General features: G+C 67.7%; 19 protein-coding genes. 6 read left to right on the forward strand and 13 right to left on the reverse strand.

Features of this window, described 5'->3' with window-relative positions; translation table 11 throughout:
• Window positions 1-19 precede the first annotated feature (19 nt).
• The 3 genes from HUK65_RS06170 to HUK65_RS06180 all read right to left on the reverse strand — a co-directional run bounded on the left by HUK65_RS06170 (window position 20) and on the right by HUK65_RS06180 (window position 2306).
• Window positions 20-415: a lipopolysaccharide assembly protein LapA domain-containing protein gene (locus HUK65_RS06170; RefSeq protein ID WP_179905278.1), complete on the reverse strand. Its 396-nt coding sequence runs from the start codon at window positions 413-415 to the stop codon at window positions 20-22.
• Between the two features lie 7 nt (window positions 416-422).
• On the reverse strand, window positions 423-710 hold the full coding sequence (gene ihfB / locus HUK65_RS06175; protein WP_179905279.1) for an integration host factor subunit beta: 288 nt from the start codon (window positions 708-710) through the stop codon (window positions 423-425).
• A gap of 153 nt (window positions 711-863) precedes the next feature.
• A complete protein-coding gene (locus HUK65_RS06180; protein WP_179905280.1) occupies window positions 864-2306 on the reverse strand; it encodes an amidase in 1443 nt (480 codons plus the stop codon).
• Between the two features lie 88 nt (window positions 2307-2394).
• Here HUK65_RS06180 and HUK65_RS06185 point away from each other — a divergent pair, with 88 nt between their 5' ends.
• Together HUK65_RS06185 and HUK65_RS06190 are read left to right on the forward strand one after the other, a co-directional pair.
• Complete coding sequence (locus HUK65_RS06185; RefSeq protein ID WP_179905281.1) at window positions 2395-3360, forward strand: Gfo/Idh/MocA family protein; 966 nt, start codon at window positions 2395-2397, stop codon at window positions 3358-3360.
• 84 nt (window positions 3361-3444) lie between these two features.
• The gene (locus HUK65_RS06190; RefSeq protein WP_179905282.1) at window positions 3445-5691 is read left to right on the forward strand and encodes a response regulator; all 2247 of its coding nucleotides are present in this window, start codon (window positions 3445-3447) and stop codon (window positions 5689-5691) included.
• A gap of 141 nt (window positions 5692-5832) precedes the next feature.
• On the opposite strand, the gene HUK65_RS06195 is transcribed toward HUK65_RS06190, so the two are convergent.
• Window positions 5833-6252: an Hsp20/alpha crystallin family protein gene (locus tag HUK65_RS06195; protein ID WP_179905283.1), complete on the reverse strand. Its 420-nt coding sequence runs from the start codon at window positions 6250-6252 to the stop codon at window positions 5833-5835.
• A gap of 128 nt (window positions 6253-6380) precedes the next feature.
• Here HUK65_RS06195 and HUK65_RS06200 point away from each other — a divergent pair, with 128 nt between their 5' ends.
• From HUK65_RS06200 to HUK65_RS06210, 3 genes are all read left to right on the forward strand, one after another.
• Entirely contained in the window at window positions 6381-7154 is a 774-nt protein-coding gene (locus HUK65_RS06200) for a glycerophosphodiester phosphodiesterase (RefSeq protein ID WP_179905284.1), read from the forward strand.
• Between the two features lie 87 nt (window positions 7155-7241).
• Window positions 7242-8930 carry a cation:proton antiporter gene (locus tag HUK65_RS06205; RefSeq protein WP_179905285.1) on the forward strand — a complete coding sequence of 563 codons (1689 nt, stop codon included), beginning with the start codon at window positions 7242-7244 and terminating at the stop codon, window positions 8928-8930.
• 169 nt (window positions 8931-9099) lie between these two features.
• Complete coding sequence (locus HUK65_RS06210) at window positions 9100-11232, forward strand: M10 family metallopeptidase C-terminal domain-containing protein (protein WP_179905286.1); 2133 nt, start codon at window positions 9100-9102, stop codon at window positions 11230-11232.
• Between the two features lie 6 nt (window positions 11233-11238).
• On the opposite strand, the gene HUK65_RS06215 is transcribed toward HUK65_RS06210, so the two are convergent.
• The 9 genes from HUK65_RS06215 to HUK65_RS06255 all read right to left on the reverse strand — a co-directional run bounded on the left by HUK65_RS06215 (window position 11239) and on the right by HUK65_RS06255 (window position 21902).
• On the reverse strand, window positions 11239-11871 hold the full coding sequence (locus HUK65_RS06215) for an ABC-type transport auxiliary lipoprotein family protein (RefSeq protein WP_179905287.1): 633 nt from the start codon (window positions 11869-11871) through the stop codon (window positions 11239-11241).
• Window positions 11868-13952 (reverse strand): MCE family protein, encoded by a 2085-nt coding sequence (locus HUK65_RS06220; protein ID WP_179905288.1) that lies wholly within the window; start codon window positions 13950-13952, stop codon window positions 11868-11870. Before HUK65_RS06220 ends, HUK65_RS06215 begins: the two co-directional genes overlap by 4 nt.
• A 3-nt stretch (window positions 13953-13955) precedes the next feature.
• Window positions 13956-14738 carry an ABC transporter ATP-binding protein gene (locus HUK65_RS06225; RefSeq protein WP_179905289.1) on the reverse strand — a complete coding sequence of 261 codons (783 nt, stop codon included), beginning with the start codon at window positions 14736-14738 and terminating at the stop codon, window positions 13956-13958.
• A 1-nt stretch (window position 14739) separates the two neighbouring features.
• Entirely contained in the window at window positions 14740-15852 is a 1113-nt protein-coding gene (locus HUK65_RS06230) for an ABC transporter permease (protein WP_179905290.1), read from the reverse strand.
• Between the two features lie 119 nt (window positions 15853-15971).
• Entirely contained in the window at window positions 15972-16529 is a 558-nt protein-coding gene (locus HUK65_RS06235) for a sarcosine oxidase subunit gamma (protein ID WP_179905291.1), read from the reverse strand.
• On the reverse strand, window positions 16522-19479 hold the full coding sequence (locus HUK65_RS06240; protein ID WP_179905292.1) for a sarcosine oxidase subunit alpha family protein: 2958 nt from the start codon (window positions 19477-19479) through the stop codon (window positions 16522-16524). The genes HUK65_RS06235 and HUK65_RS06240 overlap by 8 nt, the downstream gene beginning before the upstream one ends.
• Window positions 19476-19763: a sarcosine oxidase subunit delta gene (locus HUK65_RS06245; protein WP_179905293.1), complete on the reverse strand. Its 288-nt coding sequence runs from the start codon at window positions 19761-19763 to the stop codon at window positions 19476-19478. The genes HUK65_RS06240 and HUK65_RS06245 overlap by 4 nt, the downstream gene beginning before the upstream one ends.
• 83 nt (window positions 19764-19846) lie before the next feature.
• The gene (locus tag HUK65_RS06250) at window positions 19847-21097 is read right to left on the reverse strand and encodes a sarcosine oxidase subunit beta family protein (protein ID WP_179905294.1); all 1251 of its coding nucleotides are present in this window, start codon (window positions 21095-21097) and stop codon (window positions 19847-19849) included.
• A gap of 199 nt (window positions 21098-21296) precedes the next feature.
• Window positions 21297-21902: an NADPH-dependent FMN reductase gene (locus HUK65_RS06255; RefSeq protein ID WP_179905295.1), complete on the reverse strand. Its 606-nt coding sequence runs from the start codon at window positions 21900-21902 to the stop codon at window positions 21297-21299.
• 206 nt (window positions 21903-22108) lie between these two features.
• Here HUK65_RS06255 and cobT point away from each other — a divergent pair, with 206 nt between their 5' ends.
• On the forward strand, window positions 22109-23983 hold the full coding sequence (gene cobT, locus HUK65_RS06260) for a cobaltochelatase subunit CobT (RefSeq protein WP_179905296.1): 1875 nt from the start codon (window positions 22109-22111) through the stop codon (window positions 23981-23983).
• Window positions 23984-24025: the final 42 nt, after the last annotated feature.

Raw genomic sequence — 24025 nt, forward strand, 5'->3', positions numbered from 1 at the left:
GCGCCCCTACCCCGCTGGTTCAGCGAGCCTCGATGGCTGGAACACTGGTCTGGCGTGCCTTGGCCTCACCGGATTCGACAATGGCCAGAACATCGTCCTTCTGGGTTTCCGGTGCGGCCTTGCGCACCCGGCCCAGTTCGCTGCGCAGTGCGTCGCATTCATTGCGCGCCCGCGCGGCCTCGGCCCGGTAGCCGCGTTCGCGCAACCATTCCCAGACAAAGCCGAGCAACAGACCCACCACCAGTGAGGCACCGATCACCACGAACAGCGGCAGCGTCAGAGCCATGTTGAAGCCGAAAAAGGCGGCCAGCGTTTCCGGCAGCAATTCAAGCGTGGTCATGTCACGGTTGGCCAGCGCCACCGTCACGAAGACGGCAAGCATCAGCCCCAGGAACGCGTAACGGATGTACATCATGGGCGGCTCAGTCCTCCTTGCCGTTCAACCGGTTGCGCAGCAGCTTGCCGGTCTTGAAGAATGGCACGGTCTTGGCTTCAACGTCCACCGATTCCCCGGTGCGCGGATTGCGACCGATGCGCGCGTCCCGGTGCTTGACCGAAAACGCACCGAACCCACGCAACTCCACGCGCTGCCCCCGTGCCAGGGCTTCGGTGATTTCCTCGAATATGGTGTTGACGATCCGCTCCACGTCGCGCTGGAACAGATGCGGGTTTTCTTCGGCGATCTTCTGGATCAGTTCGGAACGGATCATTCCGCGGCCCCCCGTGACGTTTCTTATGTATTTGCGTCCGGCGCGACTATAGGCGGATTTTCTGTCGGCACAAACAGGAAACCGTCTTGCCCGCGGCCAGGCACCTGCAACCGCGGCGCAACGGGAACGCTCAAGCCCCGACTAGCCCCCCGACTATCCCCCGGCCAGAGGCTGCAGCAGCGCGGGCACGGCATCGGCGGCGGGGCGCATGGGGTGCCAGGCCTGGGCCAGTTGCAGCAGGCCCGCGTCATCGCCATGCCGTCCGACGATCTGCACCCCGATCGGCAGCCCCTGCGCGCCGAACCCCGCCGGCAGGCTGATCGCCGGCAGACCGATCAGGCTGGCGGGCACCACCACCTCCATCCAGCGGTGATAGGTGTCCGTGGCCCGCGCGCCGATGGCCTGCGGGTGGACCACACCCCTGTCAAAGGGCCAGAGCTGCGCCGAGGGCAGCGCAAAAGCGTCATAGTCGGACAACAGCTCGGCCGCGCGGGCATACCAATGCGACCGGATCAGCCCGGCGGCGCGGATGTCCTCGGTGCTGTAGCTGCGGCCGGATTCGACCTCCCAGATGGCGGCGGGCTTGAGTTGGGCGCGTTTTTCGGGGGCATCGTAAAGCGGCCCCAGCCGCCCGGCCACGGCAAAGCCGCGCAGCACGCACCAGGACCGCCACAGCAGCGCCGGGTCAAAGGGCGGGGCCACGGCGTCCACCCGCACGCCCGTCTGCGGCCAAAGCTCCATCGCGGCGGCGCAGGTGTCCAGGATGCCGGGATCCATCGGATAGGCGCCGCCCCAGTCCCCCAGCCAGGCAATCCGGCGCCCGGCCACGGGGGTGGCGATGCGGTTCAGAAACCGCTCTTTCGGCAGGCCATAGGGCATGGCCGGGTGCGGGCCGGACTGGACCTCAAGCAGGGCGGCCAGATCGCGCGGGCTGCGCGCCATGGGGCCGTTGGTCGAGAGCGGATGCAGGAAGCTTTCCTCGCCCGGGCCATCGGGGACGCGACCCCAGCTGGGGCGCATGCCATAGACATGGTTCCACCCGGCGGGGTTGCGCAGGCTGCCCATCATGTCGGACCCGTCGGCCACCGGCAGCATCCCCAGCGCCAGCGCCACCGCCGCTCCGCCCGAAGACCCGCCCGCGCTGCGCGCTGGATCCCAGGCATTGCCGGTGGCGCCGTGAACCGGGTTGAACGTGTGGCTGCCCAGGCCGAATTCCGGCGTGTTGGTCTTGCCGATGATGATGGCACCCGCAGCGCGCATCCGCGCCACCATCAGGCTGTCCGCCGCCGCCACCTGCCCCGCCAGCAGCGGCGAGCCCTTGGACGTGGGCAGCCCCGCCGCATCCTCCAGATCCTTGATCGCCAGCGGCAGACCATGCATCCAGCCCTTGCGCTGGCCTGCGCGCAGGGCGGCATCGGCGGCGCGGGCCTCGGCCAGCAGGTCCTCGGCCGGGCGCAGGGACACAATGGCATTCACCCTCGGGTTCAGCGCCCCGATACGCTCCAGCGTCGCCTGCATCAACGCCTCGGCGCTGATCCGTTCACCGGCGATCAGGGCCGCCTGCTCCAGGGCATCCCCGGCCAGAACCTCTTGCATTGCCACCCCTCCCATGCTGCAACGGCGGCACTATGCGCCGGACGCCCCGGCCCGGCAAGACCACGCATCACAAGGGGGGAGGTGCAGCATGTCCGACCTGATCCGCTGGGGCATCCTGGGGGCGGCGCGGATCGCCCGCACGGACCTGGCCCCCGCCATCCACGCCGCGCGGGGCGCCAGGCTGGTCGCACTGGCCACATCGACCCCTGCCCGCGCCGCGCCGTTTCAGGCGCTGGTGCCGGGGCTTCGGGTGCATGACGATTATGACGCCCTTCTGGCCGACCCGCAGGTGGATGCCGTCTACATCCCCCTGCCCAACCACCTGCATGTGGACTGGACGCTGCGCGCCATCGCCGCGGGCAAGCATGTCCTGTGCGAAAAGCCCATCGCACTGGAGGCTGCGCAGATCGACCGGCTGATCGACGCGCGCGATGCCAGCGGGTTGCAACTGGCCGAGGCCTTCATGGTCACCCATCACCCCCAATGGGCCCATGTCCGCCGCCTGCTGGAGGACGGCGCCATCGGCCGGCTGGAACATGTCGAGGGCTGCTTCACCTATCACAATACCGACCCGGGCAACATCCGCGCGCACGCGGCCATGGGCGGCGGGGGGCTGCGCGATGTCGGCGTCTATCCCTGCATCACCACCCGCCTTGCCACCGGGGCCGAGCCCGAACGCCTGCGCGCCGATCTGCGCCTTGACGGCGGGGTCGATGTCTTTGCCCGGGTCTGGGCGGATTTTCCGGGCTTCACCCTGTCCTTTTACTGCGGGATGCGCCAGCACCGCCGCCAGCACATGGTGTTTCACGGCACTGATGGCTGGATCGCGCTTTCGGCGCCGTTCAACGGCCGGGTCTTTGGTGACACCCGCGTCACCTGGCACAGTGCCGACGGGGTGGACCATGTCATGCGGTTCAACACCATCGACCAGTATGCCCTGATGATCGAAGCCTTTGGCGCCGCCATCGCCGGGGAAACCCCGTTCAACTGCCCGCTGGAGTTTTCACGCGGGAACCAGGCCATGATCGATGCAATCCTTGCGGCGGGCGGATAGCACGGCGCGCGCCTTAAACAGCGATTCATCCTTCTGCCGCATACTCCGGCCCACCGACCGGACCGGACAGGGGATCGCCCTTCAATGGGGATTGCGGACAGATTGCTGATCGAACGCCGCGCGCGCCTGCGCGCCGAAAAGCGCCTGATCCGCAAGGAGGCAGAGCTGCGCGCGATCAACACCATGCTGGAACGCCACGCGCATGAATTGTCGGATCAGGTCATCGCCCAGCGCTCGGCCATCGATCACGCGCGGATGCTGGCCGACCGGCTGGAACAGGAAAAGGCCGCCGTCTGCCAGTCGCTGGAAGCCGCCACCGAAACCATCGACCTGGTTGAGGAACGGCTGCGCAGCGGGATCGATGCCATCGGGGACGGTTTCGCCATCTTCAGCGCCGACCAGCGGCTGGTGGTGGCCAACCGGGCCTATCTGCGCCCGTTTGAACGGATCGATGCGATCGCCCCCGGCGTCAGCATCCGCCGCATCCTGCAGGCCTGCGCCACCGAAGGCGTGGTTGATATCGGCTCCGAAGACCCCGACGCCTGGATCGCCATGATGGAGGCGCGCTGGGACGCCGATCCCATTCCGGAAACCATTCTGCATTTCACCCGCGGCATCAGCGTGCGGCTGATCGAACGGCGCGCGCGCAACGGCGATATCGTCACCCTGGGCCGCAACATCACCACCACCCTGCAGCATGAGGCCGAACTGCAGGAGGCCCGCCACCGGGCCGAGGTTGCCAACCGCGCCAAATCCGCCTTTCTGGCGAACATGAGCCATGAAATCCGCACCCCCATGAATGGTGTGGTGGGCATGGCCGATCTGCTCTGCGGGACCGAACTGGGCGAGGATCAGAAGCTTTATGCCGAAACCATCCGCTCCTCGGGCGAGGCGCTGCTGGCGATCATCAATGACGTGCTGGACTATTCCAAGATCGATGCCGGCAAACTGAGCCTGGCGCCTGAGCAGTTTGACCTGGAACGCTGCATCCATGATGTGCTGACCATGCTGCAGCCCGATGCGCGGCGCCGCGGGATCGACCTGATCCTGGATTATGACCTGTTCCTGCCCACCTGTTTCCTGGCCGATCCGGGGCGGATGCGGCAGGTGCTGACCAATCTGCTGGGCAATGCGGTCAAGTTCACGGAACAGGGCCATGTGCTGATCCGCGTCGTCGGCATGGCCACCGATGACGGCGCGATGCAGCTGCACATCACCGTCGAAGACACCGGCATCGGCATCGCGCCCGAACACCATGCCGCAATCTTTGGAGAGTTCAACCAGGTGGATGACGCCAGCAACCGCCGGTTCGAGGGCACCGGCCTGGGCCTGGCGATCACCAGACGCCTGATCACGCTGATGGAGGGCGAGATGTGGGTGGACTCGACCCCCGGCAAGGGCTCCTGCTTCGGCTTTCGGGTGGTGCTGCCAACGGTCGATGACACCCCCCTGGCCGATCTGAAGCCGCTGAAACTGGGCCATATCCTGCTGGTCGAGGATCAGCAGATCAACCGAACGGTGCTGGAGCGCCAGCTGTCGCAGCATGCCCGGGATGTCACCGTCTGCCGCACCGGGGCCGAGGCAGAGGCCGCGCTGGCCGGTGGCACACGGTTTGACCTGATCCTGACCGCGCAGGATCTGGCCGATACCAGTGGCATCGACCTGACCCGAAGCCTGCGCGCGCAGAACTGCGATGCGCCGGCGCTGCTGCTCTGTACTGACCCCGCGGCAATCGATGCGCCCACCCGCGCCGAGCTGTTTGCTGCGGTGATCCGCAAGCCGGTTCTCCGGCGGGAATTGATCGAGACTTTGCGCAGCGTGACGGCGGCCCCCGCGCCCCCCGCAAAGACGCGCGCCAAGGCGACAGGAACCGCACCCGCCCGGCGGCGCAAGCCAAAGCCGCCCGCCGCCACCCCTCCGGCACGCCCGTGCGTTCTGTCGGCCGAGGACAACGCCACCAACCGGCTGGTCTTTTCGCGCATGGTCGATGAGCTGGAAATCGACCTGAGCTTCGCCACCAACGGGGCCGAGGCGGTGGAGCTGTTCGGCAGGCTGCGCCCGGCGCTGATCTTCATGGATATCTCCATGCCCGAAATGGACGGGCGCGAGGCCACCAGACGCATCCGCGCCCTGCCGGGCGGCGCGCAGGTGCCCATCGTTGCGCTGACCGCCCATGCCATGCCCGGCGACGGGGCGGAACTGCTGGCCCTGGGGCTGACGGACTACATGACCAAACCGCTGCGAAAACAGGCGATTCTGGAGATGATGACCAAATATCTGGGCCCCGGACTGCAGGGCAAGGGCACCGGGGAGGACGCGGGCAAAGCCTGATCCATACCCGCGAAGCGGACCCACCGCAAAGGCCGTGGCGCCCTACGCCGGGTCTGACACTGCCCCCCTTACCCCGCCCGCCAGCAAGGTCGCCGGGGCACCACAGGCCCCGGCATCTGTGCGCTTTCGCGCGCCCGGCCCTCAGCCGCGGCTGATTGGCACGCGGGTCTCGGCGCCCTCTCCGACCGGTTTGCGCCGGGGCACGGTCAGTGTCAGCACGCCATCGTTCAGCGCCGCTTCGATCCCGGCCTCATCGGCATCCGCTGGCAGCCGGAACGCGCGCGAGAAACTGCCGTACTGGCGTTCGCTGAAATACCAGGTGTCGCCGGATTTCTCGGTCCCGGATTTCTTCTCGCCCTTGATGGTCACCACACCATCGCGAACCGAAACCGAGATGTCATCCTCCTGCACACCGGGCAGTTCCATGGTGATCCGATAGGCCCCGTCATCGGACGAGGCATCGGCCGCGGGCGCCAGGAATTCGGCCAGCCGCGCCCCGAACTGTCGCAGCGGATCATACAGCGAAGGCCACAAAGTGCTGATGGGGTTCTTCTCGACCATTGTCACCTCCTCTTGCGGTCAAGTGTCAGTGGCAAGAATATGGGGCGCCACACGCGCCGTTTCCATGATCCGGATCAAACCCTTGCCGCGCCCCTCGACATGGGCGCGCAGATGGGCATCATGGGACCATGCGCGCCACGCCGACCCATCCTTTTCTGGACCACCCCCGCCCGCTGGCCATCGCCCATCGCGGCGGCGGGCTGGAGGCCGAGGAAAACACCCTGCCCGCCTTCATGCGCGCGGTGGGGCTGGGCTTTACCCATGTGGAGCTGGACGTGCACGCCAGCGCCGACGGGCAGGTTGTGGTCCATCATGATGACACGCTGCAACGCATGTTCGATGATCCGCGCAAGCTGGGCGCCCTGCCCTGGGCCGAGTTGCAGGGGCTGCGCACCCGGGGCGACGCCGGGCTGCCGCTGCTGGCCGAGGTGCTGGAGTGCTTCCCCGGCCTGCATGTGGCGATCGAGGCCAAATCCGATGAAGTGGTTGACCCGCTGGCCGATCTGCTGGCGCGCATGAAGGTGCTGGACCGGGTCTGTGTGGGCGCCTTTGCGCCTTCGCGCACGCGCCGCCTGCGCGCGGCGCTGGGGCCGGAACTGTGCTGGTCGCCCGCCCATGCCGGGGTGGCGCGGCTATGGCTGGCGGGCTGGGGGCTGCCGGTGTTGGCGGCGGGCAGCTTTCCGGTGGTTCAGGTGCCCACCCATTTCAAGGGCCTGGCCGTGGTCACGCCGCGGATGCTGCGCGCCGCCCATGGCCGCGGCATACAGGTGCAGGTCTGGACCGTGGACGCGGAGACCGAGATGGAACGCCTGCTGGACATGGGGGTGGATGCGATCATGACCGATCGCCCCGCGCTGCTGCGCGAGGTGATGCGGCGGCGCGGGCTCTGGCGCGGTGCATAGCCGCCAAGGGGGTATACGCATGCCCTAGCCAGCGCGCTCCCGTCGCGGTATCACGGGGCGCAATGTGAACTTCTGGATGAGTACCCCGTGGACGCCAATTTCGCTTCGATCTTCTATGAAATCGCCCTGCTGGTGCTGTTGGCCGCGGGCGTTGGGTTCATCGGCCTGCTGCTGCGCCAGCCGCTGGTGGTGGCTTTCATCGCGGTGGGTGTGCTGGCGGGGCCGGATGCGCTGGGAATTGTCAGTTCGGTTGAATTCATCGAAACGCTCAGCCAGATTTCGATTGCGGTGCTGCTGTTTCTGGTGGGGCTGAAGCTGGATGTCAGCCTGGTACGCAATCTGGGCAAGGTGGCGGTGGCCACGGGCCTGGGACAGGTCACATTCACCGCCTTCTTCGGGTTCCTGATCTGTCTGGCGCTGGGACTGGACTGGCTGACATCGCTCTACATATCGGTCGCGCTGACGTTTTCATCCACCATCATCATCGTCAAGCTGTTGTCGGACAAGCAGGAAATCGGCGCGCTGCATGGCAAGATCGCGCTGGGTTTCCTGATCGTGCAGGATATTTTCGTGGTGCTGGCCATGGTCACGCTTTCGGCCATCGGCGTGGGGCTGGGCGAAGACACCGGCGGGGTGTGGGAGGTCGCGCAGGTCTTCATTGGCGGCGCAGCGATGGTGGGGGCGGTGATCCTGTTCATCCGCTATGTGGCCGAACCGCTGCTGAGCCGCGTCGCACGCTCGCCCGAGTTGATGGTGATCTTTGCGGTCGGCTGGGCGGCCTCGCTGGCGGCACTTGGCGATTTCCTGGGCTTCGGCAAGGAGCTGGGCGGGCTCCTGGCCGGGGTCTCGCTGGCCTCGACCGAGTTCCGCGAGGCGATCAGCTCGCGCCTGGCGTCCTTGCGCGATTTCCTGCTGCTGTTCTTCTTCATCAACCTGGGCGCGGCGCTGCAACTGTCCACGCTGGGGGACCAGATCGGCCCGGCGATCGTGCTGTCGCTCTTCGTGCTGATCGGCAACCCGCTGATCGTGCTGGCGATCATGGGCTTCATGGGCTACCGCAAGCGCACCGGCTTTCTGGCCGGGCTGACGGTGGCGCAGATTTCCGAATTCTCGCTGATCTTCATGGCCATGGGCATCACCATCGGCCATATCAGCGGCGAGGCGATGGGCCTTGTCACCCTCGTGGGCCTCGTGACCATCGCGCTGTCGGTCTACATGATCACCTGGTCGCACAAGCTCTACGAGATCTGCGAACCCTGGCTGGGCCTGTTCGAGCGGCGCAACGCCTTCCGCGAAGCCGCGGACACCATGGCCACGGCCGAGGCGAAGGGCCACGATTTCGTCGTCTTCGGGCTGGGCCGCTACGGCTGCCGCATCGGCGCGCGGCTGCAGGAGCAGGGGTATCGCGTGCTGGGCATCGACTTCGACCCCGAAGCGCTGAGCCATTGGCGGCTCCTGGGTCTTGACGCGATGTATGGCGACGCCACCGACCCGGAATTCGTGGCCCACATGGACCTCAGCGGCGTGCAGGCCGTGGTCTCGGCCGTGCCCCGTGACCGTGGCGCCCTGACCGAGGCAGACCCCCAGCTGGCGCTGCTTCATGGGCTGCGGAGCGCAAACTACCGCGGGCGTGTCTTCCTGTCGGTGCAGAAAGTGGCCGAGGCGGACGAGCTTCTGAACCAGGGCGCAAGCGTGGTGCTCAAACCCTTTGACGATGCTGCCGACTATGCCGTGCGCCAGCTGATCGCCGGGGATGAACCCCGCACCGAAAGCTGAACACCAGACCATCCCCACGCGTTCCTTCACGCCGGGGGTGGGGCTGCAGCCCGTAAAATACGCGTATAATCGGAAACAATAGCCCCGGTTTCGCCGGGTTTGTGGACGATTCGCCACCACCCCCCTGCGCCATCCTGACCTCGGGTGAAATGGTGGTCTGGGTTGGGTCATGTGGCTGCAGGTGCAGGGCCGCGTCGCTTCGGGCGATGACGCGCTGGATATCGGTATCCGGGACATTCAGCTCTGGCAGAGCGGCAGCGACACATATGCGCTGACCAGCAGTGGGCGCGCGGGCGGGCTGGTGAATTACCGCGTTGACTCCGCCGGGCTGACCCTGATGGACAGACGCGCCTTTCACCCCGGGATCGACCGCCATGCCGCGCCCAATCTGGTGGTCCACGCGCTGGATGATTTCCTGCAGGCGGGCGTCACCGTCATGAATGGTGAAATCGGCGGCTACAGGCTGCGCGGCGATGGGATGATCGGCGGGCGGCGCTGGGTGCCGCTGGAGGATGCCGCCGAACTGGGCCGCGCGGGCGTGGCCGAAGGGTTCGCCGCCCCCGCATTGCTGCAGGACGCGCCCGTGTCCGGGGTGCCCGATGGCGGCTGGAGCGCCGCCACCGTCGGTTTTGCGCCGGTTCAGGGGGGCTTTCTGGCGCTTGGCGGGCTGGAAGGGGCGCTTTACAGCTATCATGGCGCGCCATCGGGCGCCGTGACCCTTGATGCGCGCTTTGGGGCCCAGCAGGGGCTCTGGGTCCATGCTCCCACCGCGCTGGAGGTGATCGACGCCCATGGCGCGCAATGGGCAGTGGTTGGCGCTGCGGGAAGCCATTCGCTGACCGTCCTGCGGGTGGACCCGGTGCAGGGGTTGCAGGTCACCGATCATCTGATGGACAATGGCGCCACCCGCTTTGCCGATGTGCAGGCCGTCGCCACAGCGGTGGCGGGGGATCATGCCTTTGTGGTGGCCGGCGGCGGCGATCATGGCCTGACCCTGTTTGCGCTGCTGCCGGATGGGCGGCTGGTCTGGCTGCAGACCATCGCCGATGGCCCCGAAACCGGGCTGCGCAATGTCACCGCGCTGGAAGCCGCGGTCGTTGGTGACCAACTGGTGGTGATGGCCGGGTCGCAGGCCGATGCCGGGCTGACCAGTTTCACACTGCCCCTTTCGCGCCTGGGCGATGTGATAGAAGGCGACGCCGACAGCACCGCCACGCTGCGCGGCGGTGCGCGGGATGACATTCTGGTGGCTCATGCGCCCGGCACGCGCCTGGAGGGAGGGGCAGGCAATGACATTCTGGTCGCCCCACCCGGCGAGACCGTGATGACCGGCGGCGCCGGGGCCGATACCTTCGTGCTTCATGCCCTGACCACCGAGGCCCGGATCACCGATTTCCAGCGCGGCGCCGACCGGCTGGATCTTTCGGCCTGGCCCATGCTGCGCAGCCCCGATCAACTGTCGGTGGCGGCCACATCCTCCGGCGCAAGTGTCAGCTACCGCGAGGCCACGCTCCAGATCACCGCCGCCGATGGCGCGCCGCTGGGGCGCGATGACCTGTTCGGCCATGCGTTCCAGACCCCTGACCGGATACAAGTGCTCAGCGATTCGGCGGTGCTGCCCGTGGACCCGCCTGCCCCCCCGCCCGAAGCACCCGCACCGCCGCCACCGTCGCCGCCACCACCGCCACCGCCGCCGCCGGACGATCAGCCCCCACCGGACCCGGCGCCGCCTTCGCAGCCCGCGCCACCGCAGCCGGACCCGCCCCCCGAAGACGGCACCCTGAACGGGACGGTGCTGAGCCGCAGCGGCGCCGGTGTCGGCGGGATCGCCGTGCGGGCGCGAGACCCCGAAAACGGCGCGGTCCTGGCAGAAACCACCACCGCCGCCAGCGGGGCCTTTGCGCTGTCCCATGACGGCGCGCTGGCGCTGGAGTTCGCGCACAGCTTCAACGGCACTGCCACCCGTCCGGTCACCGCCATGGATGCGCTGGACGTGCTGCGCATCGCCGTGGGGCTGGCCCCCAGCTTTGCCGCTGACGGGCTGCGCATGGCCGATTTCGTGGCCGCGGACCTGAACCGGGACGGGCGCGTGACCGCAGTCGATGCGCTGGAGGCGCTGCGCGTTGCCGTGGGGCTGACCCCGGTGCCTGATCCGGTCTTTCTGCCCCTGTCTGAAGCGCAGGCCGCCGCCACCCGCGACGGGCCGAACGGGACCGCCCCCGACAGCCAGGCTGCGGAACGGCTCGATTTCATGGCGGTGCTGCCCGGGGACCTGGATGCCAGCTACGGCTGGCTGGTCTGACCGGGGTCAGCTGCTCAGCCGTGCCCCGATGCGCCCCAGCGCCCAGACCGTCAGATCGCGCAGGATGGCATTGGTGGCGGCGTTGAAGCCCTCGACCACCGGCAATGTCTCTTCTGACGCCACCGGCACCACCGACTGAAAACTGCGCGAGGCCAGGACCTGCCCGTCATCATCGCGCACCAGCCGCGCGGTCAGGCGCACGCGCACCTGCAGGCTGTCATCGGCGATGACCTCGGCCTGGAAATCGGTCAGCTCGCTCACCAGGGTAAAATCCGAGAACCCGCCGGGCAGCGCGCGCCGGCCCACATGGCGCAGGGCATTGGCATCTTCGAAGCTGCGCACCATCAGGGTCTGCAGCATCACCGGGGCCTCTTCGGTCCAGCGTGCACCGGACAGATAGAAGGCCTGCAGCGGCGTGGGCCGGATCATGATCCGGTCCGTGGCCAGGCCACCGCCCGAGGTCGGCGGCTCCACGATCAGGGACCGCGCCAGACTGCGCGTGGCCTGCGGCGTGTCCGTGGGCGCGCGCAGCTCATAGGCGTCCAGCGCGCGCGTTGCCTCGCCCAGCCCCAGAAGGCCGCCACAGCCGGACAGGGCAAGCAGCACGACAGTCATCACGGCGGCACGGGCAGCAATCATCTTCTGAACTCCGGTGTCTGGCGCCCGAGGAAGAAACGGGCAGGGTCACGTTCGATCTGGCGCAAGAGGCGCTCCAGGTTGGAAATCATGGCGCGGGTTTCACGCCCGATCTGGGTGTATTGCGGCAGCGCCTGGGTGGCAAATTCACGCACCGCCGGGCCAGAGGTGGCGATCACCCGGCCCAGTTCGGCAAAAGCCTCGTTCGCGGTTTCGGCACTTTCGCGCAGGCTGGCGGTCACGGCGGGAATGTCATCCGAGACCTGCGCGATGGCCCCGTCAAGGCTGCGCATGGCCGCGCGGAGGTCCTCCAGCACGCCCGAGACCTCCTCGTTGATCACCCGGTCGGCGCCAGCAAAGGCGCGCTCGGCGGCGGCCAGCGTGCGCTCACCGATGTCCAGCGCGCTGTTGATCGCCTCCAGCGTGGTGTTGGCATTGGCAAAGGTTTCGCCCACCTGCGTCATGGTGCCCTGGGTGGTTTCCAGCACCCCGTCCAGCCGCCCCGAGGCCGCTGACAGGTCGGCGCCCACGGTCTCGACCATCTCGGTCGCGGTGCGTGCGGCGGTGCGGATATCGGCCATCACCGCCGGCAGGTCATCGGAGGTGGCGCGGGTGACGGCCTCGACCGCTTCGGTGGCGCTGGCAATCATGGCGCGGGCATCGGCCAGCAGGGGCGCGGCCTCATCCGCCATGAGCCCGTCAAACCGGCCCGCGGCAGTGTCCACCGTATTCAGCGTTTCGGTCAGGCGCAGCAGCATCAGATCGGTGCGGGCGATGGTTTCCTGCGCCTCGCTCAGCCGGGCCGAAGCCTGCTCACCCACCTCGGTGAAGCCGGTCATCAGCCGCTGCGCATCGGCGCCCAGCACCGTGGCCTGCTGGCGCAGGGTGGCGCTGGTCTGGGTCAGGTCACGGGTCAGCACCGGCAGATCGCCCGCCATGAACTGTTCCACCGTGTCCAGCGCCAGGCGGGCGCTTTCAAATGTGGCCTCGGCCCCATCCAGGGCGCTGCCCGCCTGCCCGGCCAGCGCGCCATAGGTTTCCAGCGTGGCGTCGACATTGGCCAGCGTCACCACAGCGCTGTCGGCCACCGGGGCCAGGCGTGCGGTCAGATCCTCGAAGCTGGCAATCGCGGCCTCGGCCTCGCGCAGGCGGGCGGTGGCTTCGGCGCCGACATCGCCGAAATTGGCCAGCATCAGGCGGGTATCGGCGCCCAGCATGTCGATCTGGTTGCGCAGGGCGGTGCTGGTTTCCGTCAGCTCGCGCGTCAGATCGGGCAGTTCCTGGGCCATATAGCTGTCGGCGGTCTGCAGCGTCTGCGTGGCGGCCTCCAGCGCCGCATCACCGACATCGAGCGAGGTGACCGCCCGCCGCGCCAGATCGCCATAGGTCTCCAGCGTCAGATCGACGCGGCCCAGCGTGCCCAGCGCGGCTTCGGCCACCGGCACCATGCGGGTGGTGAATTCGGCAATATCGGTGGAGGCGGTGGCGATGGTCTGGCTGACCTCGGCGAAATCATCCAGCGCCGTGGCCAGCCCCACCGAGGAGCGTTCCAGATTGTCGAGGATGTTCTCAACCCGGTTGCGGTTGGTTTCGCCCAGCAATTCATTCAGGTTTTCAACCACTTCCAGCGCCATGGCCAGCACGGCGGGGCCGTCTTCGAACACCGCGTCCAGGGTGGAGCGCCCGGCCTCGATCACCGGAATCTCGGCGGTGTCCCGCAGCATGGGCTGGTCCGGCGTCCCGGCACTGAGCGCCACGATGGACACGCCCGTGACCCCCAGCGTGCTGATGGTGGCGGTGCTGTCGGTGCGCACGGGGGTGTCCTCGTCCACCTCCAGGCGCACGGTGATGGTCCCGTCCATTTCGGGGGACAGGCGCACATCAACAACCTGCCCCACCGGCAGCCCTTCGAACCGCACCTCGGAGGCGCGCGACAGCCCCGAAACCGACGGAAACCGCACGTCAAAATAGGTATAGCGCCGGTCCAGTTGCACATTGGCAAAGACCATCAGGAAAATCAGCAGGCCCAGAAAGCCCGCCAGCGCGAAAGCCCCGATCAGAACGTAATTGGCGCGGGTTTCCATGGCTCAGGCTGTCCTCTTGCTGGCGTCGATCGCGGCGCGCGATCTTGGCCCGTGAAAATATTCGCGCACCCAGGGGTGATCCACGTCCATCATGTCCGCCATGGTGCCGGTGGTCAGCACCTTCTTTTCGGCGAGCACCGCAATGCGGGTGCAGGCTGCGTGCAACGTATCAAGATCATGGGTGACAAGGAACACCGACAGCCCAAGGCTTTCCGACAGTTGCCGGATCAGCACGTCAAAGGCCGCAGCGCCGATAGGGTCCAGCCCGGCGGTGGGTTCATCCAGAAACAGGATTTCCGGGTCCAGCGCCAGGGCGCGGGCCAGCCCGGCGCGCTTGCGCATCCCGCCTGAAAGCTCGGACGGGTATTTGTCGCCCGCAAACCACGGCAGGCCCGAAAGCGAGATCTTCAAATCCGCCAGATCCCGGCGCAGTGCGGGCGTCAGGCCGGGAACGGCCTGCATCGGCACTTCGACGTTTTCGCGCACGGTGAGGGATGAAAACAGCGCCCCGTCCTGAAACATCACCCCCATGCGCAGATCGATTTCCTTGCGCGCGTCATCGGTGCAGTTCAGCGCATCCTTGCCAAAGATTTCGATACTGCCGCCCTGGGGCGGGCGCAGCCCGGCGATGGTGCGCAGCAGCACCGATTTCCCCGTGCCCGAGCCGCCGACAACGCCCATCACCTCGCCGCGGTAGAGGTCCAGATCCAGGTTGTCATGCACCACCTGCGCGCCGAACTGATTGCGCAGGCCCCGGATGCGGATGATCGGTTCATCCTGCGCCATGTCAGATCCCCACCCGCGCAAAGAAGACCGAAAACAGCGCATCCGCCGCGATCACCGCAAAGATCGCCGAGACCACCGCGGCCGAGGTCATCCGCCCCAGCGATTCGGTGTTGCTTTCCACCCGCATCCCCGCATGGCAGCCGATCACCCCGATGATCACGGCAAAGACCGGCGCCTTTGAAAAACCCACGATGGCATGGTCGATGGAGATTTCCTCGGTCAGGCGGACGTAGAACATCCAGGGCGAAATCCCGAGCTCCGCCCAGGCCATCATCGCGCCGCCCACGAACCCCGCGATATTGGCAATCAGCCCCAGGATCGGCAGCGTGATCAGCAGCGCCAGGATGCGCGGGACAAACAGCACCATCGCCGGGTCGATCCCCAGCGTGCGCATGGCGTCGATTTCCTCGCGCATCTTCATGGACCCGATGGCGGCGGTAAAGGCCGAGGCCGTCCGCCCCGCCACGATGATCGCGGTGAGCAGGATGCCCAGCTCGCGCAGGATGGAGATGGCGATGAGTTCCACCACGAACACCTCGGCCCCGAACTGGCGCAGCTGCACGCTGCCTTGAAAGGCCAGCACGATGCCGATCAGGAACCCCATCAGCGCGACAATCGGCACCGCGCGCAGGCCCACGTCCTGGCAGTGATGCACCAGCGAGGTCAGCCGGAATTCGGACGGGTGGCGCGCCGCGCGGCCCAGCCGGGCCAGGAACACGCCCAGATAGGCGGCCAGTTCCGTCAGGAAGCGCCCGGCGCCAACAACGCCACGGCCCACGCCTTCCAGCATTTCGCGCAGCCCACGCGGCGCGGGTTCGGGCGGGTCAGGCCGGGGCATGGCGGCGGCGACCGTGTCCAGCAGCGATTGCAGCCGCGCCTCCAGCCCGGTGACCTGCGCGCCGTGGCGTTCCGACCAGCGCACCACCGACCAGGCACCGGCGGTGTCCATATGCCCCACGTCCGACAGGTCCAGCGTCAGCGCCCCCTGCCCCGCATGGTCGGCCAGCACGGATTCCAGCCGCAGCAGGGTCTGCACGGTCAACGCGCCGCGCAGGCGCAGCGCGCGCGGGGCGTCCGGTGACGTCTGTGTGACCTCAAACCCGAAATCCGTCATTTCCACCCGTTCCAGGACTCATGGGGACGCCCCACAAGACGCGAGTCGCTTATCGCCCGCAAGTGGAATTGTGAAGGTTTTTCGATGCCTGCACCGGGCACAGCACCCCGGTGCCGCTTTCAGGCAACGGCGCGCGCAGCCGTCAGCAGCGCATGATGCAGCGACCCGGCCGAAGACCGCACCCCCAGCACCGAAAACGCCTGATCGCCGTGCCGCAGCACCACCACGCCCATATGCTCCATCACGGTGCGGGTGGCCGTTCCCGGCGTGACCCGGGCGGGATCGACATTGCACAGACGCTCCAGGAACCCCACCGGCGCGGTGATGTCGAATCGCGCCCAGGCGTCGGTCTGTTCCGTGATCGAAGCGGCATCCCCCAGCGCGGGTTTCACCGCCGCCACGATATCCTCGGAGGCCGAAAGCGGGGTGGCCAGCATCCAGGCCTCGGGCGCCATCCACCAGGCGCGCCAGTCGCCGCCCGCCACCAGCCCGCCGGGGCCGGGCAGGTCCAGCCCGGTCAGCTTGCGCGCCCGGGTCAGGGTATCCTCCAGTTGCCCGGCCCGTGCCGCGACCGAGGCCAGCGCCCAGTCATCGGCCTCGGCGATGGAGATGGCGCCGATGGTATCGGTGCGCAACGAACTGCCGCCCAGCGGCGTGATCGGGGTCAGGTCAGGCACGCAGACGCTCTCCTTCAGGGTCGATGAAATGGGGGCTGACGATTTCCACCGCCGTATCCTGCCCGCTCAGCAGATTGACGGCGCGCACCGTTTCACCCATGCGCGCCGCGCCGCTCTTCAGAAAGGCCAGCGCAATGGGCGCCTCCAGATGCGGCGACCAGCAGGCCGAGGTCACCCAGCCCAGGTCATTGGCCGCCACGGCATCCGCCCCGCGCTCCAGCAGATGCGAGCCAGCGGCGAGGCGCGACCCGGTGTTGAGCGCGCGCAGCCCCACCAGATGCAGGCCATCTTCGCGGTTCATGCCCTCACGGCGAGACAGCACCGCCCCGATGCTGTCCTTCTTGTCCGACACCATCCGGCCCATGCCCAGATCGCGCGCGGTAGTCTGGCCGTTGAGTTCATTGGCCGTGGCATGGCCCTTTTCGATCCGCAGCACGCCCAGCGCTTCGGTCCCATAGGGGGTGACGCCCAGATCGGCGCCTTTCTCCATCAACCGCTCCATAAGCGCGTGGCCATAGCGGGCGGGCACGGCGATTTCATAGGCCAGCTCGCCCGAAAACGAGATCCGGAACAACCGCGCGCGCAAGCCCCCGCAGATGGTGATCTCGGCGCAGGCCATGAAGGGGAAGGCGGCGTTCGAGATGTCATGACCCGGGTCCACAACCCGCTGCAGCAGCGTCCGCGACCGCGGCCCCGCCACGGCGATCTGCGCCCAGGCATCGGTGGTAGAGATCAGCTGCACATCCAGACCGGGCCAGAGGCATTGGCGCGCAAACTCCAGATGGCGATAGACCGGCCCCGCGTTCGCGGTGGTGGTGGTCATCACGAAGTGATCCTCGGCCAGGCGCGCGGTGGTGCCGTCATCCATGAGGAAGCCGTCCTCGCGCAGCATCAACCCGTAGCGGACGCGGCCCACCGCCAGCTTGGCAAAGCCGTTGGCATAGACGCGGTTGACGAATTCGGCGGCGTCGCGGCCCTGAATGTCGATCTTGCCCAGGGTGGTCACATCGCACAGGCCCACGGCGGCGCGCACGGCCAGCACCTCGCGGTCCACGGTTTCGCGCCAGTGGGTTTCGCCCGGGCGGGGGAAATACTGCGCGCGCAGCCAAAGGCCCGCTTCGACGAACACCGCGCCCCGGGCCTTTGCCCAATGGTGGGTGGGGGTCAGACGGGTTGGTTTGAAATCCTTGCCGCGCGCGCGCCCTGCCAGCACGCCAAGGCTGACCGGCGTATAGGGCGGGCGGAAGATGGTTGTGCCGGTTTCGGCGATGGTCTTGCCGGTCAATTCCGCCATGATCGCCAGCGCCGGCAGGTTCGAGGTCTTGCCCTGATCGGTGGCCATGCCCAGCGTGGTATAGCGCTTCATATGCTCGACCGAGCGGAAGTTTTCCTGATGCGCCAGCTTGATGTCCTTGACGGTGACATCGTTCTGGAAGTCCAGCCAGGCGCGGCCCTTGCCCGGCACATGCCAGAGCGGGCGCAGGTCGATCGGCGTATCTTCGGCCTGCGGCAGGGTTGGGGCGGGGGCGCTGCGGCCCAGATCCTCCAGCGCCCTGGCCGCCGCCGCATGGCCCGACTGCAGCGCGCCATGGGTGGAGAACACCCCCGCCGCCGCCCCGGCGACCGCCATGCCGCCGGGCAGATCTGCGCCGGGCACGAAGGCCGCCAGCGCGTCATCCCAGACGGGCCGCCCGCGCTGGTGGCAGGTCAGGTGCACATTGGGGTTCCACCCGCCCGAGACGCCCAGCGCATCAGCGTCGATGCGGAATTCGCGGCCCTGGGCGGTGCGTACGGTGATGGTGTCCAGCCCCAGCCGCCCGGCGCTGCCGATGACCAGGGCGCCGGGCAGATGGCGCGCACCGGGGATGCCCGGGTCCGGGGCGTAGGGGCGCGAGTCAATGATGGCCGAGACGCGCACGCCCTGCGCGGCCAGATCCTGCGCGGTGCGCAACCCGTCATCATTGTTGACGAACAGCGCCACCCGTTTGCCCGGCGCCACGGCCCAGCGGTTGGCATAGGCGCGCATGGCGCCCGCCAGCATGATGCCGGGGCGGTCATTGTCGGCAAAGGCGACGGGGCGTTCGGTGGCGCCGGCGCAAAGGAGGGTGCGCGCGGTGGTGATGCGCCAGAGGATCTGGCGCGGCTTGCCTTCGGGCGGGATCGGCAGGTGATCGGCCACGCGTTCAACGGCGCCGTAGACGCCATGGTCGAAGGCGCCGATGACGGTGGTGCGAGGCATCAGGCGGACGTTATCCAGAGAGGCGAGCTCGGCCACCGCCTGCGCGGCCCATTCAGCGCCGCGCATCTCGCCCAGCGCGAAGCTTTCGGCGTTGAGCCGGCCGCCCATGCGGAAATCCTCATCCGCCAGGATGACCCGCGCTCCGGCGCGGCCGGCGGTCAGGGCCGCTGACAGCCCCGCAGGCCCGGCGCCGATGACCAGAAGGTCGCAATGCAGGAAGCCCTTGTCATAGTCATCGGGGTCATCCTGCCCAGACAGCGCGCCCAGCCCGGCGGCGCGGCGGATGATGGGTTCGTAGACGCGTTCCCAGAAGGCGGCGGGCCACATGAAGGTCTTGTAGTAGAACCCGGCCGAGAGAAATGGCGCCAGCCAGTCATTGACGCCCATGGCATCGAAGGCAAGCGAAGGCCAGCGGTTCTGGCTGGTGGCTTCCAGCCCGTCGAACAGCTCGGCCACGGTGGCGCGGGTGTTGGGTTCGGCCCGGGCGCCGCTGCGCAGGGTGACGAGGGCGTTGGGTTCTTCGGACCCTGCGGTGAGGACGCCGCGGGGGCGGTGATACTTGAAGCTGCGCCCCATGAGGCGCACGCCATTTGCCAGCAGCGCCGAGGCCAGCGTGTCGCCCGGGTGGCCGGAATGGCTGCGCCCGTCAAAGCGGAAGGGCAGCGTGCGGGTGCGGTCGATCTGACCGCCCTGAAGCCGGTAGCCGCTCATGCGCCGCGCCCCCGTTGCAGGGCGACATCGCGCGCCAGGTCAACTCGGGTGATCTCATGCGTGCGGGTGTCGCGGGTGACCACCAGCCAGGAGCGGTCGCCGCCCTCATGATACCAGAGCTCGCGGTGGGTGCCGGCGGGGTTGTCGCGCAGGTGGAGGTAGTCGTGGAAAGCCTCGGGCGCGGCATCGGCCATGCCGTCGGGGCGGTCGATGAGCGTGGCATCGCCCAGATAGGTGAATTCCTGCGCGTCGCGCGGGCCAAGCAGCGGGTGGTTGATGATCATGAGTGCCCCCGTCCCACGGCGGCGCCTCTGGCGGCCGGGGAGTTTGAGTATGTCTGGCAAGATGAAGCGGGCATGGCGGTGCGTCAGTGGAGGTTGGGCTGGGCGCCGGCGCCCTTTTCGTCGATGGGCAGGCCGCGACGGAAGCGGTCCAGCCGATAGGCGGTGGCTGTTTCGTGGGGCTCGCCGGTAGCGAGCAGATGGGCGAAAGCCATGCCCGAGGCCGGGGTGGCCTTGAACCCGCCATAGCACCAGCCTGCGTTGAGGTAGAGGCCCTCCACCGGGGTGCGGTCGATGATGGGCGAGCCGTCCATGGACATGTCCATGATGCCGCCCCACATGCGCAGCAGCCGCGCGCGCCCGATGGCGGGCATGATCGCCATGCCGCCTTCGACCACGTCTTCGACCACCGGCAGGTTGCCGCGCTGGGCGTAGGAGTTGTAGCCGTCGATATCGCCGCCGAAGACCAGCCCGCCCTTGTCCGACTGGCTGACATAGAAATGCCCGGCGCCGAAGGTCACCACCCCGTCGATCAGGGGCTTCAGCCCCTCGCTGACAAAGGCCTGCAGGACATGGCTTTCGATCGGCAGGCGCATTCCGGCCATGGACATCACACGGCTGGTGCTGCCTGCGACTGCCACGCCGACCCTGGCAGCGCGAATGGGGCCGCGGGTGGTCTCGACCCCCTTGATGCGGCCCTGTTCGATCTGCAGGCCCGTGACCTCGGTATTCTGGAGGATGTCCACACCGCGGCTGTCGGCGGCGCGGGCATAGCCCCAGGCGACGGCATCATGGCGCACGGTGCCCGCGCGGCGCTGCAGCAGCCCGCCCTGAACGGGAAAGCGCGCATTGTCGAAATTCAGCCGGGGGTACATGGCGCGCACTGCGCCCGCGTCCAGCAGTTCGGCATCGGCGCCATGGAGTTTCATGGCATTGCCGCGCCGGATATAGGCATCACGCTGGGCGTCGGAGTGATAGAGGTTCAGGATGCCGCGCTGGCTGACCATGGCGTTGTAATTGAGGTCCTGCTCCAGCCCCTCCCACAGTTTCAGGGAGTATTCATAGAAGGGTTCGTTGCCATCCAGCAGGTAGTTGGAGCGCACGATGGTGGTGTTGCGCCCCACATTGCCGCCGCCGATCCAGCCCTTTTCAAGCACGGCGATCCGCTTCCCGCCATAGCGGCTGGCCAGGTAATGCGCCGTGGCCAGCCCGTGGCCGCCGCCGCCGATGATCAGCGTGTCATATTCCGGCTGCGGGTCGGGGTCGCGCCAGGCCGGGCGCCAGCCGCGCTGGCCGCGCAGGGCTTCGGCAAAGACTCGGAGTGCGGAATAGCGCATGGGGCGGTCCTGATTGTGGGGCGGACAGGGCGTGGTTGGGCGAGACCATGCACCAGTGCCGCCGCTTGCGCCAGAACCATTTCCGACATCCGCATGTCCGAAGCCGCCATCGAAGCGCGGGACAGGGACAGGGGGCGGACAGCAAAAAAGGGCACCCCCCATGGGTGCCCTTTTGTTCGGTGGTCAGGGAATTGGCGGCTCAGGCGGCCTTGGCCTGCGTGTCACGGGCCTGAAGCGTGGCGCGGACCCACCAGTCCAGTTCCTCCAGCATGGCGACGGCGGAATTGCCGATGGCGCCTTCGATCGCCTCCATCGGCTTGGGGTCACCGCCCAGAGGGTGCACGGCCATGAATTCCGACCCGCCGATATGCACGGCCGAGCGGGTCGAGGCCATCTGCAACTCGATCCCGATGGTGCGCAGATGTTCCGCCGCGCGGGTGCCCCCTGCACCGCCGTAGCTGACGATCCCAAAGGCCTTGCGGTTCCATTCCACATAGGCCTGGTCCAGGGCATTCTTCAGCGCGCCGGTGATGGAGCGGTTGTATTCCGGGGTGACGAAGATGAAGCCGTCGAATTCGCCGACCTTCTTCTGCCAGGCGACGGCGCGCGAATCCTCGCTCTCCATCCAGGCGTTCGACGCCATTTCGTTGAACAGCGGCAGGTCGAAATCCTTGAGGTCAACCAGCTCAACCTGCCAGTCGCCGCGGGCCTTTGCGCGCTCGGCAATCCATTGGGCGGGCTTTTCGCCGAAGCGGGAATCACGGGTGGTGCCGATGATGACGGCGATTTTCGGGGTATGGGCCATGGGGTCCTCCTGACCAGATGCATTCGAATTGTGGTTCAGATGTAGGGTGTTGCGACGGGCCTTGATACCGCACCGGCTGCACAGGGGCTGTGCGCATCTGCGTGGGCGGAAAGGGATGGGCTGCACAGGCGTTGGACGGCGCCGCTTTCCAATTGGCGCGTGCTGGTCTATCTGTATCCAAACGCTTGCAGACAGGCCGCCCGCGCATGAAACGTTCCGACAATCCCGCCGATCCGTTCAAGAAGGCCCTGGCCGAAGCCGCCCGCACCATGGCCGATGAGCGTGAGCTGACCGTCACCTATTCGGTGGACCCGCCCGGCCTCGCTGGCGAGGCCATGCGCCTGCCGCAGGTCACCCGGCGGATGACCCGCGAAGAGGTGCTTCTGGCGCGCGGCACCGCCGACAGCCTGGCGCTGCGCCACCGCTTCCATGACGCGGGCACCCACAGCCGCTATCTGCCGCAGGGGCAGATGGCGCGTGACCTTTATGAGGCCATGGAAACCGCGCGTTGCGAGGCCGTGGGCGCGCGACACATGCCCGGCACCGCCGGGAATATCGACGCGCGGATCGAACATGACGCCGCGCGCAAGGGCTATGCCCAGATCCGCAACCGCCAGGACGCGCCCCTGCCCACGGCGGCCAGCTACATGATCCGCCAGCTGGCCACGGGCCGCCCCCTGCCACCGGGCGCGGATAATGTGCTGGAGCTGTGGCGCGGCTTCATCGAAGAACAGGCCAGCGGCACGCTGGACGGGCTGGAAACCGTGCTGGACGACCAGCAGGCCTTTGCCCGCTTCGCGCGCAAGATCATCAGCGATCTGGGCTATGGCGACCAGTTGGGCGATGACCCCGACGATAAGGGCGACGATCAGGAGGAAGGCGCCGAGGAGCAGGAGGATGACGCCTCGGACGACCCTGAAAACCCCGATGCCCAGGGCCAGGAGGACGAGGGCGAGCAGGAAGATGCCGAGGACGACAGCCAGTCCCAGGACAGCGCCCAGGCGGATGTGAGCCTGGACGATCAGTCCGACGATGAGATGTCCGAGGAGACCGACCTGCCCCAGGGCGAGGCCCCCCCGGACCCGCCGCCCCCCGCCCCCCATTCCGAGGCCAGCGCCGATTACAAGGTCTATGACACCGGATTTGACGAGGAAATCCGCGCCGAGGATCTGGCCGAGGCGGCCGAGCTGGAACGGCTGCGCGCCTATCTGGACCAGCAGCTTGACCCGCTGAAGGGTGCGGTCTCGCGTCTGGCCAACAAGTTGCAGCGCCGGTTGCAAGCGCAGCAGAACCGCAGCTGGGAGTTCGACCTGGAGGAAGGCACGCTGGATGCCGGACGGCTGGCCCGCGTGGTGGCCAACCCCACCACGCCCTTGTCCTTCAAGGCCGAAAAGGACACCGAGTTCCGCGACACGGTGGTGACGCTGCTGCTGGACAATTCGGGGTCGATGCGCGGGCGGCCGATTTCGATTGCCGCGATCTGCGCCGATGTGCTGGCCCGCACGCTGGAACGCTGTCAGGTGAAGGTTGAAATCCTGGGCTTCACCACCCGCGCCTGGAAGGGCGGGCGGGCGCGCGAAAAATGGCTGGCCGAGGGGCGGCCCACGGCGCCGGGGCGGCTCAACGATCTGCGCCACATCATCTACAAGAGCGCCGATGCCCCCTGGCGGCGGGTGCGCGACAATCTGGGCCTGATGATGAAAGAGGGGCTGCTGAAGGAAAACATCGATGGCGAGGCGCTGGAATGGGCGCATCGGCGGATGGTCGTGCGCCCCGAGGCGCGCAAGATCCTGATGGTGATTTCAGATGGTGCCCCGGTGGATGATTCGACGCTTTCGGTGAATGCGGCGAATTATCTGGAAAAGCACCTGCGCGATGTGATCGCCATGGTGGAACGGCGCCGGGCGGTGGAGTTGCTGGCCATCGGCATCGGCCATGACGTGACCCGCTATTACGACCGCGCCGTGACCATCACCGATGTGGAACAACTGGCCGGGGCCATGACCGAACAGCTGGCCGCCCTGTTTGACGCCGACCCGCGCGCCCGCGCCCGGGTCATGGGTATCCGCCGGGCAATGTAGCGCGCGGCGCGATTCGCCCGGCCGCGCGCGGGCTGGAGCGGC

The organism is Rhabdonatronobacter sediminivivens (genome assembly GCF_013415485.1).
Classification (GTDB): domain Bacteria; phylum Pseudomonadota; class Alphaproteobacteria; order Rhodobacterales; family Rhodobacteraceae; genus Rhabdonatronobacter; species Rhabdonatronobacter sediminivivens.